The sequence below is a fragment of the Streptomyces sp. CB02959 genome, assembly GCF_002803155.1.
Taxonomy (GTDB): Bacteria; Actinomycetota; Actinomycetes; order Streptomycetales; family Streptomycetaceae; genus Streptomyces.
Genome location: NZ_NNBP01000009.1, coordinates 378108 through 397768, shown reverse-complemented (window position 1 = coordinate 397768; position 19661 = coordinate 378108). Strand labels below are relative to the sequence as shown.

The following is a 19661-nucleotide window of genomic DNA, read 5'->3' as shown; positions in this document are numbered from 1 at the left end:
GCCGGCGCGGCTTCGCCGCTCAGTGCAGGATCTTCTCCTTGGCGCGGGCGAACTCCTCGTCGGTGATGTCGCCCCGGGCCCGGATCTCGGAGAGCTTGGCGAGCTGTTCCACTTCGCTGGTGCCGGCCCCGCCGCCCGCCGTCTCGCGGATGTACCGCTTGACCTCCTCCTGCTGGGCCCGGGCGTGCTGCTGTTCGCGGCGGCCCATGTCCCGGCCCCGGACGATGACGTAGACGAAGACGCCGAGGAAGGGCAGTACCAGGACGAAGACCAGCCATCCGGTCTTGGCCCAGCCGTTCAGCGTGTCGTCGCGGAAGATGTCCATCACGACCCGGAAGAGCAGGAGGACCCACATGATCCACAGGAAGACCCACATCGCGGTCCAGAAGGCGCCGAGCACCGGGTAGTCGTAGGCCAGGTTCAGGTGACCGACCATTGCTCTCTCCTCTCGGTACCGATACGCGGAGGAGCACCGCCCTCCGTCCTCCAGCACACCGCCGCCCGCCTCAGGGGGCACCACCTGATGCGGGTGATTCCGGCAGCCGCCGCACCTCCTCGACGTGCAGGCCGAGGTCCTGGAACCTGAGCAGCAGCCCGTACAGGTGCGCCTCGTCGGTGACCGTGCCGAAGAGCACCGTCTGCTCCGGGACGCGCACCGTGTCCAGCTCGGGGAACTCCCCGGTCAGGGAGGGCGAGAAGCGGCCGGTGACCCGGAACTCGTAGCGCATGCCGGATCCCCCTCCTCCGTGGTCCGTAGCCCTTTCATGCTGGGGTCCGCGGGCCGGGCGGACATCACCCGTGCGAGGTGACGCGGGTGTCCGGCGGGCGGGTCCGGGGCCTCACAGCAGCCGGAGTTCCCGGCCGCGGTCGACCGCCTCGCGGCGGCGGGAGACGCCGAGCTTGCGGTAGACGGCCTTCAGATGGGTCTTGACGGTGTTGGGGGAGAGGCACAGCTCCGCGGCGATCTCGTCCGCGGAGAGCAGTCGCGCGGCACCGGCGAGGACCTGCCGCTCGCGGTGGCTCAGCGGTTCGACGAGGTAGGGCGTGCCCGCGGCGGACCGGCCGTCGCCCCATCGGACGCCGAACCAGAGGTGCCCGGTGGCCGGCCCGGCCCGGTAACCGGTGCCGTCCAGGAGCGTGCGCAGCCAGGGCCCGGCCTCCGTGAACGGGGCGCGGAGCTGCTCGGACCGTGCGGTGTCCAGCGCCCGGGCGAGCAGTTCGCGGGCGGTGTCCGGTACCCCCGTCAGGACCGCGGCGTGGGCTCTGACCAGCAGGGAGTCGACCTGTTCCGGCCGGGACAGCGCCGCGCCGTCGAGGGCGGCGAGGTGCCGCAGGGCCCGGTCCGGGTGCCCGGCGGCCAGGTGCGCGCGGGCCCGGGCGAGGGCCGCGGCGGGGGCGGTGCCGTCGGGTGCGGCGGGCGCGGCGGCGAGGGCCGCCGCGGTGTCCCCGCGTGCCAGCGCGGCGGCGGAGCGGGCCGCGGCCAGTCGCCGCGCCGACCATGCCGAGGGCGCCGGACCGCAGTCGTCCAGCGCGCTCCGGGCGGCCTCCCGGCGGCCGCGGGCGAGGTGCAGGCGGGCCCGCAGCAGGCCGCACTCGACACGCAGCGTCGGGTCGTGGCGGGTGTCGGGGCACTGCTCGGCACGGGTCAGGTGCCGTTGGGCGTCCTGGTGGGCGCCGTGTCCGTGCGCCGCGATGGCGAGCGCCAGGTGACCGGCGCCGGAGCGGCGGTGCGGTGGGAGGCCCGTACGGTCCGCGAGCGCCATCGCCGCGGTGGCGTGGCCGGTCGCCGCGGTGAGCTCCCCGCGGAGACTCTCGGTGACGGCGAGGAGGCCCAGTGCGGCGTGCCGCAACCGGCCCGTCCCGCGGTCGTCGGGCGGGCCGTCGTCGGGACCCGCGGCCCTGGTGAAGTAGCGCCGCGCCGCGTCGAGTTCACCGGTGCGCAGCAGGACGTGGGCCAGTCCCGCACAGCGCAGCGCCGCCAGCTCCGGATGCCGCTCGACCAGCGGCCGGGGTACCCGCTCCAGCAGCGTGTCGAACTGCCGGGCCGCCTCGCCCGCGCGGCGGCGCAGCCCGCGGTCGTCCTGCCCGGGCGCGAGCGGTGCGCAGACCAGGGTGAGCAGGGCGTGGACGAGTGCGGCCTCCGGGGTGGGGCCGCTGCCGTCCCCGCCCAGTTGGTGGGCGGCCGCGGCGAGCCGTTCGCGGCAGGCGGCGGCGTCGTGCCGGTACAGGGCGCAGGCGCCCGCGACGAGGGCCGGGCCGGCGCCGGGCAGGTCCGCGGGCATGCGGGAGAAGAGCCGGTACAACGCCTCGCTCCCCGGGGCCGCGAGCAGCCGTCCGGGCAGCAGGGTCCGTACCGCCTGGTCGGCCCCGTAGCGCCAGTCGCCGGCCGCGGCCGCATGACCGACGGCCCGGTCGGCGTCGTCGGCGGCGGCGAACCAGCGGGCCGCGCGGTGGTGGAGCCGCGCGGCCAGCCCTGGTCGCCGGTGGTGCAGCTGTGCCTGGAGGACCTGGGCGAACAGCGGGTGGAGGCGGCACCACGGAGTGCCCGGCAGCCGCGTCACGAAGACGTTGCCGCGGACGAGCCGGTCCAGCAGCTCGGCGGCGTCCGGACGACCGGTCAGGGCCCGTGCGAGGTCGGGGTGGACGTGGTCCAGGACGCTCAGCTGCAGCAACAGGTCGCGGAGGGCGGCGGGTTGGGTGTCGAGGACTTCGTTGAGGAGGTAGTCGGCGACGGCGCCCGGCGAGGCGGCGAACGACCGGGCGACCGCGTCCGGATCGACGGACTGTTGCAGGGCCAGGGCGCACAGCCGCAGTCCGGCGGCCCAGCCCTCGGTACGGCGGGTGAGCAGGCCGACCGTGGCGGGCGCCGGGCTCAACCGGTGCCGCTCCAGCAGCACCGCGGTCTCGTACGGGGTGAAGGCCAGGTCGGCGGCGCGGATCTCGGCGAGCCGGTCCTCGGCCCGGTAGCGGTGGAGCGGCAGCAGCGGCTCCACCCGGCTGGTCAGCACCAGACGCAGCCCCGGCCCGGCGTGCTCCGACAGGAACTCCAGGTCCTCCGCCACCTCCCGGGCGCGCACCCGGTCGAAACCGTCGAGGACCAGCACCGGTGGCCGGGGCAGCCGTTCCAGCAGCGCGGCGAGGCGGAGGAGGCGGGAGTGGCCGCCGCGGTCGGCCCCCGGGGGCCCGGCGGTCTCCCGTGGCGTCGTCCCCAGCGTCCGCCGGAAGCCCTCCAGTACGTACGCCCAGAAGTCTCCGGGAGCGCTCTCGCAGGAGTCGAGGGTGAGCCAGACGAGCGGGCCGGGCAGCGGGCCGGTGCGGGCCCAGGAGGCGGCGAGGGTGGTCTTGCCCGCCCCCGCCGGACCGGTGATCAGGGTCAGCGGACCGGTCGCGGCGCTCGCGAGCCGGTCGGTCAACCGCTGCCGGTGGACGTAGGCGTGCGGACGCTCCGGGGGCACGAACTTCGCGGCGAGGAGCGGCTTCCCGGCGTACCCCGCCGGGGGCTCGGGGGCGCCGGCGGGGAGTGGCCCGCGGACGGCCGGTGACCCGGACCGTGCCGGTCCGCCACGGTCCGTCGAGGTCCGGAAGGCATCGTCCGGTGGCATCACGCTCCCTACCAGGACAGCCACCCCGCCGCGCCGCGGCACGGCCCGCGGTGCCGGCCCGCGCCGCAGAGGCGTCCGCCGGGACGGCCGTCACCTCCCAGCGTGGCAAGGACGGCCCGGCACTGCCACGCGAGGCCCCGGCCCTCCCGTCCGGCGCCGAGCCGCCCCGCACCGCGTGCGACGCGGAGGTTCCGGACCGTGCGCGACGACGCCGGTGCCGGAGCGCGGTGGGGGCGCTCACCCGAGTGGCCCGGGCGAATCGGTGCGGTGCGTCGCCGGGTCGTACAACTGGCAGTCAGGCGTTTTCGGAAACCGCCGGTGAGCCGGTCGGTCCGCCGGCCCGGTCGGTCCGCGCCCGCCGCGCGGCCGGGCCGGGCGCGGCCAGTGACGAGCAGCGGGAGAACGTGATGCGAACGACCGACGGGGCAACGGCCCCGGCCCGGGGGTTGCGGACCCCGCGGGGCGCGGCGGTGGCCGGGATCGTCTCCGCTCTCCTGCTGGGCGCGGCCATCCTCTTCGTGCACCTGGCGGTGCCCGAGCACCCCGAGGACGCCGCCGACTGGATCCGCGACACCTCCCAGCGGCAACTCCTGCGCACCGCGCTGTCCCTGTTGCCGTTCGCCGGGATCTTCTTCCTGTGGTTCATGGGCGCGGTCCGGGACTTCGTCGGCGAGGCCGAGGACCGGTTCTTCGCGACCTTGTTCCTCGGCAGCGGGCTGCTCTTCGTGGCCATGCTGTTCGTCCTCGCGGCGACGACCGGCAGCCTGCTGGCCGTGACGGACGTGTCCGGCTCGGCCTCGGCAGGGGAGCGGGCGCTCTGGCAGTACGGACGCCACCTCGTCCTGGAGCTGCTGAGCAGCTACGCCACGCGGATGGCCGCGGTGTTCGTGGTGTCGACCACGACCATCGGGTACCGGGTCGGCATCTTCCCCCGCTGGCTGGTGTGGCTGGGCTATCTGGTCGCGCTGGTGCTGCTCTTCGCCGTCGGCGGCACGACCCACCCCGAACTCGTCTTCCCACTGTGGATGTTCGCCGTCAGCTGCCACGTCTTCGTGGTCACGCTGCGTCGCGACCGGAACGGAGGCCGGCCGGGCCCGGCCTCGGCGGCGGGGGCCTGAGTCCCGCACGGAGCGGGCCGTCCCCGGGCCGCCGCCTTCGCGCACCCGCCGGCGGGGGCGGAAAGTGGAGGTACATGCCCCCACGGAAGCGGGACGATCATGGAACGGTACCCAGCCATCGCGGATCACGGCCTCGTCGGGGACCTGCAGACCGCCGCGCTGATCTCGTCCGAAGGCGTCGTCGACTGGCTCGCGGCGCCCCGGTTCGACTCGCCCAGCGTCTTCGCGGCACTGCTCGACCACGACCGCGGAGGCCACTTCCGCTTCGGCCCCGAGGACCGGGGCGGCACCTGCAAGCAGCTCTACTACCCGGACACCGCGGTACTCGTGACCCGGTTCATGTCCCCGGACGGTGTCGGCGAGGTCTTCGACTGCATGCCGCCGGACCGCCCGGGCACGCCGTCCGACCGGCACGTGCTGATCCGCGGCGCCCGAGCGGTCCGCGGCACGGTCCGCTTCGACCTGGAGTGCCGGCCGCGCTTCGACTACGCGCGGGCCGCCCACACCTGCGACCTGCGGGACGGCACCGCCACCTTCCGGGCGCCGGGCATCACCGCACACCTTCAGAGCACCTTCCCGCTGCACCGCGACGGCGCCGACGTGGGCGGCACCGTCACCCTGCACTCCGGAGAGAAGGCCGCGGCCGTCTTCACCGTCGACACGTCACTGGGCGCGCCGGCCCCGCCACCCCTGACGCCGGAGGCCGTGGCGGACCGCTTCTGGGAGACCGTGGAGTTCTGGCAGCGCTGGGTGCGCATCTCCCGGTACCGGGGCCGGTGGCCGGGCGTCGTGCACCGCTCGGCGATCACCCTCAAACTGCTCACCTACGCCCCCACCGGGGCGCCGGTCGCCGCGGCCACCATGGGGCTGCCCGAGCAGGTGGGCGGCGAACGCAACTGGGACTACCGGTACACCTGGGTCCGCGACGGGTCACTGTCCGTACGGGCCCTCCTCGACCTGGGGTTCGCCGAGGAGGCGGCACAGTTCACCCGCTGGCTGGGAGACCGCCTGCAGCCCCCGGAGGACGACTGGAGCGAACCGCTCCAGATCATGTACCGGGTGGACGGCGAGCCCGACCTCCCCGAGGAGATCCTGTCCCACCTGGAGGGCTACCGCGGTTCGGCCCCGGTGCGCGTCGGCAACGCCGCCACCGGCCAGCTGCAGCTGGACATCTACGGTGAGGCGCTCTACGCCCTGTCGGAGGGGCGCGAGATCGCCATGCGGGCCGGCTACCACGGCTGGAAGAACCTCGCCCGGACCCTGGACTGGCTCGCCGACTCCTGGGACCGCCCCGACGAAGGGATCTGGGAGACCCGCGGCGGACGCCAGGACTTCACGTTCAGCCGGATGATGTCGTGGGTGGCCTTCGACCGGGGACTGCGCCTGGCGGACGAGTACAGCCGGCCCGCCAACACCCGCCAATGGACCGCCGCCCGCGACGCGATCCTCGAACAGGTCATGCAGCGCGGCTGGGACGCCGAGCAGAAGGCACTCGTCCAGCACTACGGCGGTACGGTGCTCGACGCCTCACTGCTGCTGCTCCCGCGCGTGGGCTTCCTGGCACCCCAGACGGAGAGCTGGCTGTCCACGCTGGACGCGATCGAGCGCACCCTGGTGTCGGACAGCCTCGTCTACCGCTACGACCCGCTCGCCTCCCCCGACGGCCTGCGCGGCGCCGAAGGCACCTTCAGCCTGTGCACCTTCCTCTACGTCGACGCCCTCGCCCGCGCCGGCCGGCTCCGCCCGGCGCGCTACGCCTTCGAGAAGATGCAGACCTACGCCAACCACGTCGGCCTGTTCGCGGAGGAAATCGGCCCCAGCGGCGAGCAGTTGGGCAACTTCCCGCAGGCGTTCACCCACCTGTCCCTCATCATGGCGGCCACCACCTTGGACGACGCCCTGGACCGGCAGCGCGACGACGCGTCCGGGTGGGACCGCCCGCACGGGCGGCTCAGTCCCTGACCCCGGCGATGGTGAGCGGCAGGTGCCGGGGACCGCGCAGCACCGCGTTCTGCCGGTACGGGGGCGGATCCTCGACCAGTTGCGGGGCGTCGAGTCGGCGGACCAGCTCGGTCAGGGCGAGCTGTGCCTCCAGCCGGGCCAGGGGAGCGCCGAAGCAGTTGTGCAGACCGTGGCCGAAGCCCAGGTGCTGGTTGTCGGGGCGGTCGGGGACGAACCGGTCGGGATCGGTGAAGCGCTGCGGGTCCCGGCTGCCGGAGGCCACCATGAGGTAGAGCGACGCGCCCTTGGGGATGACGGTCCCGGCGATCTCGATGTCGGCCAACGTCGTGCGCTGCGGCAGCATCTGCACGGGCGGCTCGAACCGCAGCAACTCCTCGACCAGCGGCACCACCAGACCGGGCTCGGCACGCAACCGCTGGAGCACGTCCGGGTTCCGCATCAGGGTGAGCATCCCGTTGGTGATGAGGTTGACCGTGGTCTCGTGGCCGGCGATCAGCAGCAGCACCGACGTGGTGATCATCTCCACCGGTGACATCTGCCCGTCCGGGCCGTGGTCGGCGGCCATGGCGGACAGCATGTCGTCCCGGGGCGCCCGCCGACGCTCCTCGATCAGCCCGGCGAGATACGCCGCGAGGTCGCCCCGGGCCTGCCGGACGGCCTGCGCCCTGGCCGCGCGCTCCTCGGCAGTACCGACCGGGTCGAGGCCGGCGGCGATGGTGTCGGCCCACTCGTGGAAGTGCGACTCGTCCTCGCGCGGGACGCCCAGGATCCGGCAGATCACGGTGACCGGGAACGGGTAGGACACGTCGTCGACGAGATCGATCGTGTCGCGGCCGCGCAGGCCGTCGACGAGGCCGGTGACGATCCCGGCCAGCTCGCCGTGCATGTCGAACACCCGGCGCGGGGTGTGCGGCGGGCCGAACGGGCGCATGGCCTGCCGGCGCAGCCGGTCGTGCTCCGGCGGATCGAGCCGGAGGAACGACGGCGGCAGGTTGGGATCCTCGACCTGGCCGGTGGCCTCGGCCGCCTCGGGCGTCAGGTTGCGGGCGTCCGAACTGATCCGTGGGTCGTGCAGCAGCCCCTTGATCTCCCAGTAGGTGCTGACCAGATAGGGACCCGCCTCATCGCGCACCACCGGTGTCCTGCGGAGCTCGGCGTAGAGCGGGTACGGGTCGGGCCGGTTGGCGTAGTCGAGGATCTGGCCCAGGAGTGCGACCGACGTCATGGGGGTTCCTTCCAAGGTGCTGCGGTCGGAGGTGACCTGTCGGCGTACCCGGGTCAGGCGCGTCGCGGGGTGAACGAGACGCGCCGGTCGGTCGGGGAGTACCCGCTGAGGGTGACGGTGGGGCCGTGGCTGGGCTGCGAGGGGTCCGGGAAGCCGGCCGACACCGGATGGAGCCCTTCCGGGCGCCGGTCGACCGTGGTGAACTCCGGCGGGAAAGGCGCGGCCTGCTCGATCTGCCGCTCGTAGAAGTCCAGCCACTTCGCCTGGTCGAAGGTGACCGCGGCGATGACCCGCCCCTGGTGGCCGTAGGCCGCGGTGAAGCGTTGCTCGGCGAGCGACCCCTGGGTGACGATGATCTGGTCGGCCATCGGCGGCACACCGACGGACTTGATGTTCACCCCGAACTGCGCGGACCAGAAGGACGGCATCCACAGGTGGGGCCGCCGCTCGGCGCTGGCACTGATCATGTTGTGGGCCGCGACCTCCGCCTGGGCGACCGCGTTGCCCCAGTGCTCCAGCGACAGGAACTGGTAGCCGAAGAGCGGATGCGGAGAGCGGGCCACGTCACCGGCGACGAAGACGTCGTCCGTGACGATGCCCCGTACGTCGAAGGCGCGGCACCCGGCGTCGCAGGCGATACCGCGCGGGCCGGCGCCCAGACCGGAGTCCGCGAGCCACTCGGTGTTGCGGGTGGCGCCCAGCGCGACGACCACGATCTCCGCCTCGACCGCGCTGCCGTCCGAGAAGTGCGCCTTCCGCACCCGGCCGGCGGAGTCCCCCTCCAGCCCGGTGACCTGGACGCCGCATCGCAGGTCGACACCGTGCGCGCGCTGGAGTTCGGCGGCGACCTCGCCGACCACTCCGCCGAGCGCGCCGACCAGCGGGGCCGCCCCGCGTTCCGCCACGGTGACCGGCACGCCCCGCTCACGGCAGGCCGACGCGATCTCCGAGCCGGTGAAGCCGGCCCCGATCACCAGCACCCGGTGCGGACCGGCCCGGAGCCGGCGGTGCAGCCGCACGGCGTCGTCCTGGGTGCGCAGCACGAAGACCCCGTCCAGGTCGGCCTCCATCTCGTGCGGCCAGGGACGGGCCCGGACCCCGGTGGTGATCAGCAGCCGGTCGTAGTCGAGCGTGTCGCCGTCGGCGAGCCGCACCCGCTTGCCGGCCAGATCCAGCCCGGTGGCCGCCGCCCCGAGCCGCCACTGCGCGTCGATGGGGCGACGCCTCGGCAACCGGGTGTGATCGGCCGGCACCTTGCCCAGCAGGACCTGCTTGGACAGCGGCGGCCGGTCGTACGGCTCGTGGGGCTCGTCGCCGACCATGGTGAGCGTGCCCGCGAAACCCTCCGCGCGCAGCGTCTCGGCGGCCCGCAGACCGGCCAGCGACGCTCCGACGACGACGATGCGCCCCTCGCGCCGGAACGCCTCCAGATACCCGTTAATCGACACGGGACGCACCCGCCTTCTCCTCGGCCCCGTCCAGGTCCGCGTAGTCGAGGGTGATGGCCTTCACGGGGCAGGCGTCCACGGCCCTACGGACGTTCTCCCGCTGCGCGTCATCGGCCTGCGGGTCGTACATCAGCGCCTCGTCTCCGTGCATGGTGAACACGTCCGGTGCCAGGAAGGCGCACTGGGCGTATCCCTGACACCGGTTGAGGTCGACGACAAGCCTCATGAACTCTCCGCTCCTCCGCGACGTGGTCGGGCGCCCGGTCGCCGTGCGTCCGGGCGCACCACCGGATCGTGGGCCGCTCCCGGTCCAGCATGGGGAGCCCGCCCGCGCGGCGCACGCCCACCCGGCCGTCGGGGTGAGCCGCGGGCCTGCGCGGCGGACGGGGAGGGGCGTCGCGGTCCTGCGGGAGGCCGGTGGGGCTACGGGGCGGCGGACCCGCCGGGGCCGTTCGGGGGCAGGGGCTGCTCCGCCCAGATGACCTTGCCCTGCGGTGTGTAGCGGGTGCCCCAGCGCTCGGTGAGCTGGGCCACCAGGAACAGTCCGCGCCCGCCCTCGTCCGTCGTCGCCGCGTACCGGAGGTGGGGCGAGGTGTTGCTGCCGTCGGCCACCTCGCAGACGAGGCTGCGGTCCCGCAGCAGCCGCGCCTTCACCGGCGGTGAGCCGTAGCGGATCGCGTTGGTGATCAACTCGCTGATCACCAGCTCCGTCGCGAAGGCGAGTTCGTCCAGGCCCCACTCGGCGAGCTTGTCGGAGAGGCTGGAGCGCATCCCGGCGACGGCCGCGGGGTCGAACGGCACGTCCCATGCGGCGACGCGGTCCGGGCCGAGTACGCGGGTGCGGGCGATCAGCAGCGCCACGTCGTCCCGCGGGCGGTCCGGGAGCAGCCGGTCGAGCACCGCCCGGCAGTTCTCCTCCGGGGACCGGCCCGGATGGGACAGCGCCGCGCGCAGCAGCTCCATGCCCACGTCGAAGTCCCGGGTGCGTTCCTCGACCAGCCCGTCGGTGTACAGGACGATCTGGGTGCCCTCGGGCAGGTGCAGCTCCGTGGTCTCGAAGGGCACGCCGCCCAGCCCCAGGGGCGGGCAGGCCGGCAGGTCCGGGAACTCGACGGTGCCGTCGGGGTGGACCAGTGCCGGCGGCGGATGGCCGGCCCGGGCCATGTCGCAGCGCCGGGAGACCGGATCGTAGATCGCGTACAGGCAGGTGGCGCCGGTGATGACGGTGCCGCTGCCGGCCTCCGCCTCCTCCTGGTCGATCTGGTCGACGAGGTCGTTGAGGTGGCCCAGCAGCTCGTCGGGCGTGAGGTCGAGCGTGGAGAACGTGTGCACCGCGGTGCGCAGCCGCCCCATGGTCGCCGCGGCGTGCAGTCCGTGGCCGACGACGTCCCCGACGACCAGCGCGACCCGGCTGCCGGACAGCGGGATGACGTCGAACCAGTCGCCGCTCACCCCCGACTGGGCGGGCAGGTAGCGGTGGGCCACCTCCATGGCGCTCTGCTCGGGCAGCGTGCGCGGCAGCAGACTGCGTTGCAGGGTCACCGCCAGTGCGTGTTCCCGCGTGTACCGCCGGGCGTTGTCGATGCTCAGCGCGGCGCGCGCCACCAGCTCCTCGGCCAGCGACCGGTCCTCGTCGTCGAAGGGCTCGGACTCCTGCGCCCGCCAGAAGTTGGCCACGCCCAGGATGTTGCCGCGGGCCTTCAGCGGTGTGGTGATCAGCGAGTGGATGCCGCACGCCAGGACGCGCCGGGACCGTTCCGGGTCCTGCAACTGCCACGCGGGGGTCGCCGACAGGTCCGGGACGACCTGGGAGTGTCCGTTGGTCATCCCGCGGGCCTGGGGCGTGTCGTCCACGAACGTGATCGGTGTGCCGGCGGGGTGGAAGGGGTGGTCGGAGCGGATGCCGTGCGCGGCGGTGCGGCGCATCTGCTGGGTGCCGCTCCCGGCCGGCTCGTCGCCGCGCAGAACGGGGGCGGCCAGATCGACGGTGACGAAGTCCGCGAACCGCGGGACCGCGACCTCCGCGAGCTCCTCGGCGGTCCGGGCGACGTCGAGGGTGGTGCCGACGCTCACCCCGGCCTCGTAGAGCAGCCGCAGGCGCTCGTGGGCGACCTCGGCGCGGCCGGAGAGCAGTCGCAGTTCCGTGGAGTCGCGGATGGTGGTGACCGTCCCCATGCCGGCGGCGTGCCGGTCGGTGGGCCGCTGGTTCACCGCGAGGAGCCGGCCACCCGCCTGGTGGATCTCGTCGGTGGCGGTCCGGCCCGACGCCAGGAGGCCGGCCAGCCCCGGGGCGAGGCCGGGCAGCTCGGACACCTCCTGCCCCTCGGCGTCCTCGGGCAGCGTGAGCAGCCGTCTGGCCTCGTCGTTGGCCAGCAGCAGGCGGCCCTCGGCACTGACGATGACCACGCCCTCCCGCACGGCGTGCAGCACCGCCTCGTGGTGTTCGTACATGCGGCTCATCTCGACGGTCCCCAGCCCGCGGGTCTGGCGCCGCAGCCTGGTGGTGATCACCGCCGTGGCGGCCGTGGCGAGCGCCAGTGCCGCGCCGCTGATGCCGAAGATCACCGGTAGGTGCCCGGCGATCGCCCGGCTCACGCTCGCCACCTTCATGCCCGCGGAGACCAGGCCCACGACCGAGCCGTGCGGATCGGTGATCGGCACGATGGCCTGCACCTCGTGGCCGAGTGGCCCGTGCACGCTCTCGACGCGGACCCGGCCGGCCAGCGACGGGCCGATGTTGCCGACGAACCGGTGGCCGATCTGCTGGGGCTGCGGGTGGGTGTAGCGGATGCCGTGGGTGTTCATCACCACGATGAAGTCGACACCGGCCCGTTTGCGGGCCACCTCGGTGAGCGGCTGCAGGATCTTCGAGGGATCGGGGGCCTTCAGCGCGGTCTGGACGCCGGGGGAGTGGGCGAACGTCTCCGCGACGGCCACCGAGCGGCTGCGCGCCTCCTCCTCGGCGTCGTGCCGCGACGTCAGCAGCAGCGCCGCCAGCGCGCCCAGCACGATGAGGAGGCCGACGGTGAGTTGCAGCAGGAAGACCTGCCCCGCGAGACTCTGCGGGCGTCGTTCGGTCAGTGACCGTACTGTTGCGCGCCGGTATCGGCCGGACCCTGCGGCCATGCTGCTATTTCTAACACTCCCCGGGCGGGACCGCCGCCCGCCGCCCGTCGTGTTCGCCGTCGGCGCGGCTCAGTCGCCCGCGTAGCGGCCCGCCACCGACCGTGACCGCACCGCTGGGGCCGGTGGATGGCTGTCGACGCGGCCACGGGCCCGTCCGGGGGAGGACGGTGTGCCGACCGGCGGTCACCCGGTGCTGTCCGGACGGGGCGTGCGCGCGCCACCGGCGCCGTGCCGCCACCCTGCGACGCCCGGCCCGGCATCGAGAGGTGGCGCCGTCGCGGCCGGGTCGGCAGCGGGTGGCCGCAGGCCCGGCCGCGACGGAACGCGGTCGCCGCGCCCGGCCTCAGGGCCGGTCGAGGGTGATCGAGTTGATCGGTGTCAGGTCGGCCCAGACGCCGTTCTGCGCGGCCATGTCGTAGGTGCAGCCCGCGCCGCCGGAGCCGGTGCACAGGCGGGCGTGCGCGCCGCCCGACTGGTTGTTGAGGACCCAGTGCCACCCGTACTGGTTGCTGAGGTTGCGCGCCCCGTAGCTCCAGAAGACGTCGGTGGGACTGGCGGCCGGGTCCTGGTTCTGCGGATAGACGCAGACCGCCCCGTACGGGCATCCGGCCCATGGTCCGGATGCGGCCCGGGCGTCGGCGGTGCCGGCCGCCAGCGCGGTCAAGGCCACGCCGGCGACGGCGACCGCGGTGGCGCGGCGGATGATCGTGCGCATGGTTGTCTCCCTCCCCTGGTGGCCGGCTTCGCCGGCCGCGAGCATCGTAGGAGGGGACGAACAGCCTCCGCTGCGTACTTTCGGCCGTATAGGCGTGCATATCGGGCCTTGGGGGGCGGTGTCGGTGGCGGGTCGAGACCTACGCCGGACGGGCCGGGCGGCCGTGGGCCAGGACTTCCGCGGCGGCGACACCCGAGGCGGCGGTGGCGCCGTGCGTGAAGATCCGGACGGCTCCGGGGAGGGAGTCGCTCGGCAGGCCCATCTCGACCACGACGGCATCCGGGCGGGCGGTGGTGAGGTCGGCGAGGGCGCGGCCCATCCAGGTGTGCCGGGCGGCGTCCCGGACGACGACGACCAGCGGGCGCCCGGTGGCGGGCGTCAGCGCGTGCTGCGCCAGGATCTCGGGGCGGGCGGCGAGTCGCCGGTGCGGGAGGCGGACGAACGTGGTGCCGGGCAGTCGTTCGCGCAGCGGTGCGGCGACGCCCCAGGGCGTCTCGTTGCCGATCGCGAGGTTGGTCGAGGGCACCAGCTCCACCACGTGCGGCGCGGCGGTCAGGGGGAGGGCGCCGTCCGGGCCGTGCGTGTGCAGGGCGCGGCGGGCGGCGACGAAGCCGATGTCGCCGAGGATCGGATCGACCGGGACGTCCTGGCCCAACCGGTGTGACCACGCGGCGAACGACCGGACGCGATCGGCGGCCTCCGTGAGGCGCTCTTCGGTGAGCTCCCCGCGGGACGTGGCGTCGGCGAGCGCGTCGGCGAGGAGGGCGACGGTGGACTCCTCGGCGTTCTCCCCGCCGACGCAGACCGCGTCGGCGCCGGCGGCGACGGCCTTGACCGCGGCGCCGCCGAGGCCGTGGCGGTCCGCGACGGCGCCCATCTCGATGGCGTCGGTGACGATGAGGCCGTCGAAGCCGATCTCCTTGCGCAGCAGGTCGTGGAGGATGCGAGGGCTGAGGGTGGCCGGCAGGTGCGGGTCGTGCGCGGGTACCAGAAGGTGGCCGCTCATGATCGCGCCCACGCCGGCTGCCACGGCGGCCCGGAACGGGGGCAGTGCCTGTGCGGCGATCTCGTCGAGGTCGGCGTCGTAGCTGGGCAGGCCGTGGTGGGAGTCGACGGCGACGTCGCCGTGGCCGGGGAAGTGTTTGGCGCAGGCGGCGACGCCGGCCGACTGGAGTCCCCGGATCCAGGCGGCGGCGTGGCGGGAGACGAGCGCGGCCTCGGTGCCGAACGAGCGGACCCCGATGACGGGGTTGTCGGGGTTGGAGTTGACGTCCACGCTCGGCGCGTAGTCCAGGCTGATGCCGGCGGCCCGCAGTTGGCGCCCCAGGTCGTGGGCGACGGATGCGGTGAGGTCGGCGTCGTCCACGGTGCCGAGGGCGAAGTTGCCGGGCCGGGTGGCGCCGGTCGAGGACTCGATGCGGGTGACGTCGCCGGCTTCCTCGTCGATGGCGACGATCAACTCCGGGTTTTCCGCGCGGAGTTGGTCGGTCAGTCGGGCGACCTGCTCGGTCGAGACGATGTTGCGGGCGAAGAGTACGACGGAGGTCAGGCCGTCGCCGATGTCGCGCAGTACCCAGTCCGGTGCCTCGGTGCCCACGAATCCCGGTTGGAGGACGGAGCGTGCGAGGCGGCGCAACTCCTGGCTGTGCTTGCTGGAGGACATCGACGGGGCCTTCCGGGTCGTGGCGACACATCGATCGGAGCGTTGGTACAGACCAGCGGATGTTGACCTAGTCCAATCCGCGATGTCAAGGGGTGGTCCACCCGTTGCCGGTCGGGAGGCTCCGGTCGCGGGATCCGCGGCTCACGGCAACTCCGGCCTTGACACGGTCAGTTGGTCTAGTCCACTTTGTTGGGGCGTGAGTTAGGCAAGTGGCCTGTGTTGCCTGAGGGGCGGATGCGACCGTCCTCGGCGGATGCGCGGGCCGAAGCCGAACTCGCCGAGACCACCCCTGCTCCGCGGGTGACTGGTGGGCGCACCGTCGCGCTCCCCTCACTTCCGGTCGCCCCGAACCTTGTTCACCTCCGGCAACGACACCCACCGCAGCGCGGATCAACGCTCCCCCCAGCACACCGCGACGGCACCGTGCCCCCCCCGGCGCGGTACGGGCACCGCGGCGCGCGGACGCCGTTCGCGGTGCCGTTCGCGCCGGCCCGGACGCCACCCGGGCATCCCGCGGCATCGGACCCGACCAGGAGCGCTCCGCGCCGGCACCCATCGATTCGACCTTTGGAGCGCTGCATGCCAGCGACTGACGGATATCTGCACCGAGCCGCCTCGGACGTGCCGTACTTCAGCGCGGACGGCGAGACCTACCTGGCCCGGACGCCCTTGCGCGAGCTGCGCAAGACACGGAAACTCCGGGTGCTGTCCCAGGAGCAGTTCGCCTTCTGGCAGACCTACGGCTACGTCATCGTCAAACAGGCGATCCCGGCGGCCGCGGCCCGGCGCCTGCTGGATTTCGCCTGGGAGTTCCAGGGACTCGACCCGGACCGGCCGGACACCTGGTACCAGGACCGGGAGTTCCGCTCGGACCTCGACCGGGACCTGCACGTCTACGGATTCGTCGAGGCGTACCACCACCAGTTCCTCTGGGACAGCCGCCAGACACAGCGGGTCTACGACGCGTTCGTCGACGTGTGGGACTGCGAAGAGCTGTGGGTGACCCTGGACCGGCTCAACCTGAACCCGCCCAACATCAAGAACCGCGACCGGGCACTCGTCGCGCCGACGGAGCGCGGCTTCGACATCGCGCTCCACTGGGACGTCGACACCTCCCTCGGGATACCGCCGCAACGGGTCCAGGGGATCATCGCCCTGAACGACACCGAGCCCGAGTGCGGCGGATTCCAGTGCGCGCCCGAGCTGTTCCGCCGGTTCGAGCGGTGGCGGGCCCACCAGCCGGCCGACCGCGACCCGATCCGTCCCGCCGTCGACCCGGCCGAACTCCCCGTTATCCGACCGGAGTTGACCGCCGGCGACCTGCTGATCTGGAACGGCCTGCTGGCGCACGGCGTCGCGGCCAACACGTCACGGGACGGCGTGCGCGCGGTCCAGTACCTCGCCATGATGCCGGCGCTCGAATCCCACCGGGAACTCGCCGCATCCCGCGTCGACTCCTGGCGGCACCTGCGGACACCTGACTGGAACGCGACGCTGCTCGGCGACGCCACCCGGCCCGAGTCCCTCAGATACGGCACGCCCGACCTGACCGGCCTGGGCGCCAGACTCCTGGGCCTGGAGCCGTGGCACGGGCGGGAACCGGCGGAGCCCATGGGAGCAGGCGCATGCGCAGAATCTGTCTGACCCTGCCCACCAACCGCGCCTGCACCGAGATGATCACTGCCATCGGCGCGGAGGCCGCCCACGCGGCCGAGCACTTCGACGTCGAGGTCCACCTGCTGATCCTGGACTCCTGCGCCGACGAGGTGTTCGCCGCGCACGCGCGGGCCGTACGCGCGGCGCGCCCGGTACCGAACGTCGTCGTGCACCACCTCGGCGAGGCCGCACAGCGGGACTTCCTGCGGCGGGTGATCCGCGACTCCGGTGTCGCGAAGCCCGAACTGATGCTGGACCTGATGCTCCCGGCGGAGCCCTCCTACGGCGCCTGCACCAACCGGGCGTTCCTGATCGCCGCAGCCCTCGGCTGCGAGTCGGTCCACCGCCGGGATTCGGACAGCCGCTACCAGACCCTGAACGGGGCGCCGGTCTTTCCGATCCACCATGAGCTCCGCTCGCTGGGCAAGCGCGCGAGCGACGCCGCGCAGGACGTCTCCACGACCGCGCTCGATCCGCAACACGCGCACAAGTCCGTTGCCATGGTGGGTAGTTCGTTCGTGGGCGAGCTGTCCGTGGACATCGCCGAGATCCACCGGACCGACCCCGGCGTCTACACCGACGTGGTCGGCCTGTGGGCGCCCGGCCAGTGGTCGGCCCAGGCCAAGCAGCAGCTCGTCGACGAGTCCTTCCGGGGCGCCGGCACGGAAGCGTTCACCCGTGACCACTCCGTCCTGACCCTGGTCGACCCGATGCGCGTGGACATGTGCAACATCAGCTTCCACCAGGTGCACGAACGCGTACCGCTGCCGCCCGCCACCAACACCATCGGCAGCGACTACTTCCTCATCCACCTGGTGCACGACGCCGCGCTGCCCGGCGTCCTGCACAACCGCAACATCGTCAACTTCCACACCGGCGAGCGCCGGACCGGTCCGGGGTTCCTGGCGTACCAGACACGCTTCGCGAAGTTCTTCCTCTCCATGCTCTACTTCTCCTTCGTCTACGACCGGATGGCCCGCGCCGGCCAGGCACTGCTCGACGAGCACCAGCGGGTCCGGGCCGCCGCGATCGCCGGCATCGTCCGGGAGAGCACCGGACTGGACCCGGCGGAGAACATCGAGCGACTGGACATCCTCGACGCCTCCTACCGCAAACTCGGTGGAAAATACGCGGCGTTCGCCGACGTCCTGGCCTCCCGCCGCGACTGCCTGCTGCACGAAGCCCGACAGGACATGGCGGACTTCGCCCTCCTCATCGAAGCCTGGGCGCCACTGACCGGGGCGAGCCGGGCCGCCGGCCCGCAGGGCTTCCTCCGGCCCCCGGACCGGGAACGCCGATGACCGACGACAACACATCCCTGCGCGCCGCCCTGGCCGCCGCGACCGAGGACCAGATCGTCTTCGACCTGGCGGGCATCGCGGACAACTACACCATCCTGCAACGGGAGTTGCCCGGGGTCGCGGTCCGCTTCGCGATGAAAGCCTGCCCGGTGGACGCCGTGCTCGCCTGCCTGGCCGAGCGGGGGGCGGGCGTCGACGCAGCCGGCCCCCGCGAGATCGCCCAGGCCCTCAGATCCGGCGTACCGGTCGAGCGGATCCACTACGGCAACACCGTCAAGTCCGACCGGGACCTCGCCGAGGCCCACCGGCTGGGCGTCCGGGACTACGCGACGGACAGCCTGGAGGACGTGGCGGCGATCGCCGCCCATGCCGCCGGCGCCCGGGTGTTCTGCCGACTGGCCACCGACGGGGACGGGGCACTGTGGGGGCTCGGCAACAAGTTCGGCTGCTCGCCCGCCGATGCGGTACGGGTACTGGCCGCGGTGCGGGAGGCCGGGCTGACCCCGTCCGGACTGTCCTTCCACGTCGGCTCGCAGCAGATGACGGCCGATGCCTGGCGCCGGGCCTTCGATCGGACGGCCGCGACCCTGGCGGCCCTGCGCCGGCGAGCCGTCTTTGTGGACCACGTCAACCTCGGCGGCGGCCTGCCGGCCCTCGGCTACGCCGACCGGTACGGCAGACCGCTCGACCCGCCGATGGACAAGATCTTCGCCGTGATCCGGGAGGGCATGGCGCACCTCACCGAGGTCTGCGGACACCACCTGGACTTCCTGGTGGAACCGGGCCGCTACCTCGTCGCGGACCACGGCGCCATCCGCGCGCACGTGACCCGGCTGACCGGGCGGGAGCAACCGGACGGCACCCGGGCGCACTGGTTGTACCTGAGCGTGGGAAAGTTCAACGGCCTCTACGAGATGGACCAGTTGCAGTACCCGCTGGTCTTCCCCGCGCACGCCGGCAGCGCGCGGCTGCCGGCCGCCGTCGCGGGCCCCACCTGCGACGGCGACGACGCCTTCGCGCACAAGCACGGCCTGGTGCAGGTCCCCGCGGACCTCGCCTCCGGCGACCCGGTCTGGGTGCTGTCCAGCGGCGCCTACGCCGTCAGCTACCTGACCCAGGGCTTCAACGGCTTCCGCCCGCTCCCGTACACCTGGATCCACGGTGCGGGCACCGGACGCGACCGGGCCCGGCAGCCGGGGCGGCCGCGGGAGGTGCGGAGCAGATGACCCACGACGCCCGCATACGGCACACCGACGCCCGCGTACGGCACATAGCGGAGGGCGACTGGGACGGCATCGCCGCGCTGGAGTCCCGGGCCTATGCCGCCCTCGGCCTCTCGGAGGAACCGGCCGTGCTGCGGTCCCGCGCCCACGCCTCACCGGCGACGTGCTTCGCACTCGCCTTCCCGCAGCGGCTCGCGGGCTACCTGCTGGCGCTGCCCTACCCGATGTTCCAGTACCCGGACCTGAGCCGTGCGGAAGGGTCCACGGAAGGGGCCACGGAACGGATCGCCGTCCCGTGGCGCAACCTCCACCTGCACGACCTGGTCGTCGCCGCGCCACTCCGCGGCCGGGGCCTCGCCCGACGGCTGCTGCGCCGGCTGACGGCGACGGCCAGGGCGGGCGGGTACGAGCAGATCTCGCTGGTCGCCGTCGCCGGCAGCGAGAGCTTCTGGGGGGCCAACGGATTCGCCCCGCACCACGGGGTGGTCCCCCCTGGCGCCTACGGCGGGCAGGCCGTCTACATGTCCAGGCCGGTCCGGGCGGGCCGCGCCGAAGGGCCCGAGCCGGCCGGCGCGGCGTCGCCCGGTCCGGCACCACACGATGACGAAGGGGAGTGATCCCG

At 73.5% G+C, this 19661-nt stretch carries 15 protein-coding genes; 6 read left to right on the top strand and 9 right to left on the bottom strand.

The features are described 5' to 3' along the window. Positions 1 to 19: 19 nt before the first annotated feature. The 3 genes from CG747_RS17540 to CG747_RS17530 form a co-directional block, all read right to left on the bottom strand. Positions 20 to 436 carry an SHOCT domain-containing protein gene (locus CG747_RS17540; protein WP_100602656.1) on the bottom strand — a complete coding sequence of 139 codons (417 nt, stop codon included), beginning with the start codon at positions 434 to 436 and terminating at the stop codon, positions 20 to 22. A 70-nt stretch (positions 437 to 506) separates the two neighbouring features. Beyond that, positions 507 to 728 (bottom strand): hypothetical protein, encoded by a 222-nt coding sequence (locus tag CG747_RS17535; protein ID WP_100602655.1) that lies wholly within the window; start codon positions 726 to 728, stop codon positions 507 to 509. Between the two features lie 111 nt (positions 729 to 839). Beyond that, positions 840 to 3602 (bottom strand): LuxR C-terminal-related transcriptional regulator, encoded by a 2763-nt coding sequence (locus CG747_RS17530; protein WP_100602654.1) that lies wholly within the window; start codon positions 3600 to 3602, stop codon positions 840 to 842. 407 nt (positions 3603 to 4009) lie between these two features. On the opposite strand from CG747_RS17530, the gene CG747_RS17525 reads away from it, so the two are divergent. Then, positions 4010 to 4720 (top strand): hypothetical protein, encoded by a 711-nt coding sequence (locus tag CG747_RS17525; protein ID WP_100602653.1) that lies wholly within the window; start codon positions 4010 to 4012, stop codon positions 4718 to 4720. 99 nt (positions 4721 to 4819) lie between these two features. Next, positions 4820 to 6682 (top strand): glycoside hydrolase family 15 protein, encoded by a 1863-nt coding sequence (locus CG747_RS17520; protein ID WP_100602652.1) that lies wholly within the window; start codon positions 4820 to 4822, stop codon positions 6680 to 6682. On the opposite strand, the gene CG747_RS17515 is transcribed toward CG747_RS17520, so the two are convergent. The 6 genes from CG747_RS17515 to CG747_RS17490 all read right to left on the bottom strand — a co-directional run bounded on the left by CG747_RS17515 (position 6672) and on the right by CG747_RS17490 (position 14859). After that, on the bottom strand, positions 6672 to 7907 hold the full coding sequence (locus tag CG747_RS17515) for a cytochrome P450 (RefSeq protein WP_100602651.1): 1236 nt from the start codon (positions 7905 to 7907) through the stop codon (positions 6672 to 6674). The two genes, CG747_RS17520 and CG747_RS17515, sit on opposite strands and share 11 nt — an antisense overlap. A gap of 53 nt (positions 7908 to 7960) precedes the next feature. Beyond that, positions 7961 to 9355 carry an NAD(P)/FAD-dependent oxidoreductase gene (locus CG747_RS17510; protein WP_100602650.1) on the bottom strand — a complete coding sequence of 465 codons (1395 nt, stop codon included), beginning with the start codon at positions 9353 to 9355 and terminating at the stop codon, positions 7961 to 7963. Continuing rightward, positions 9345 to 9581, bottom strand: a complete 237-nt coding sequence (locus CG747_RS17505) for a ferredoxin (protein WP_100602649.1) — start codon at positions 9579 to 9581, stop codon at positions 9345 to 9347. Before CG747_RS17505 ends, CG747_RS17510 begins: the two co-directional genes overlap by 11 nt. Positions 9582 to 9778: 197 nt before the next feature. Then, positions 9779 to 12481 (bottom strand): SpoIIE family protein phosphatase, encoded by a 2703-nt coding sequence (locus tag CG747_RS17500; RefSeq protein ID WP_100602648.1) that lies wholly within the window; start codon positions 12479 to 12481, stop codon positions 9779 to 9781. 343 nt (positions 12482 to 12824) lie between these two features. Next, positions 12825 to 13196 carry a hypothetical protein gene (locus CG747_RS17495; RefSeq protein ID WP_100602647.1) on the bottom strand — a complete coding sequence of 124 codons (372 nt, stop codon included), beginning with the start codon at positions 13194 to 13196 and terminating at the stop codon, positions 12825 to 12827. A 139-nt stretch (positions 13197 to 13335) separates the two neighbouring features. Beyond that, on the bottom strand, positions 13336 to 14859 hold the full coding sequence (locus tag CG747_RS17490) for a glycoside hydrolase family 3 N-terminal domain-containing protein (RefSeq protein ID WP_100602646.1): 1524 nt from the start codon (positions 14857 to 14859) through the stop codon (positions 13336 to 13338). Between the two features lie 579 nt (positions 14860 to 15438). Between CG747_RS17490 and CG747_RS17485 the strand changes: the two genes are divergently transcribed. The 4 genes from CG747_RS17485 to CG747_RS17470 are packed head-to-tail and all read left to right on the top strand — an operon-like array spanning position 15439 to position 19656. Next, complete coding sequence (locus CG747_RS17485) at positions 15439 to 16503, top strand: phytanoyl-CoA dioxygenase family protein (RefSeq protein WP_100602645.1); 1065 nt, start codon at positions 15439 to 15441, stop codon at positions 16501 to 16503. After that, a complete protein-coding gene (locus CG747_RS17480) occupies positions 16485 to 17816 on the top strand; it encodes a DUF6271 family protein (protein WP_100602644.1) in 1332 nt (443 codons plus the stop codon). The genes CG747_RS17485 and CG747_RS17480 overlap by 19 nt, the downstream gene beginning before the upstream one ends. Further along, the gene (locus CG747_RS17475) at positions 17813 to 19042 is read left to right on the top strand and encodes an alanine racemase (RefSeq protein WP_100602643.1); all 1230 of its coding nucleotides are present in this window, start codon (positions 17813 to 17815) and stop codon (positions 19040 to 19042) included. The genes CG747_RS17480 and CG747_RS17475 overlap by 4 nt, the downstream gene beginning before the upstream one ends. Next, on the top strand, positions 19039 to 19656 hold the full coding sequence (locus CG747_RS17470) for a GNAT family N-acetyltransferase (protein ID WP_100602642.1): 618 nt from the start codon (positions 19039 to 19041) through the stop codon (positions 19654 to 19656). The genes CG747_RS17475 and CG747_RS17470 overlap by 4 nt, the downstream gene beginning before the upstream one ends. Positions 19657 to 19661 lie beyond the last annotated feature (5 nt).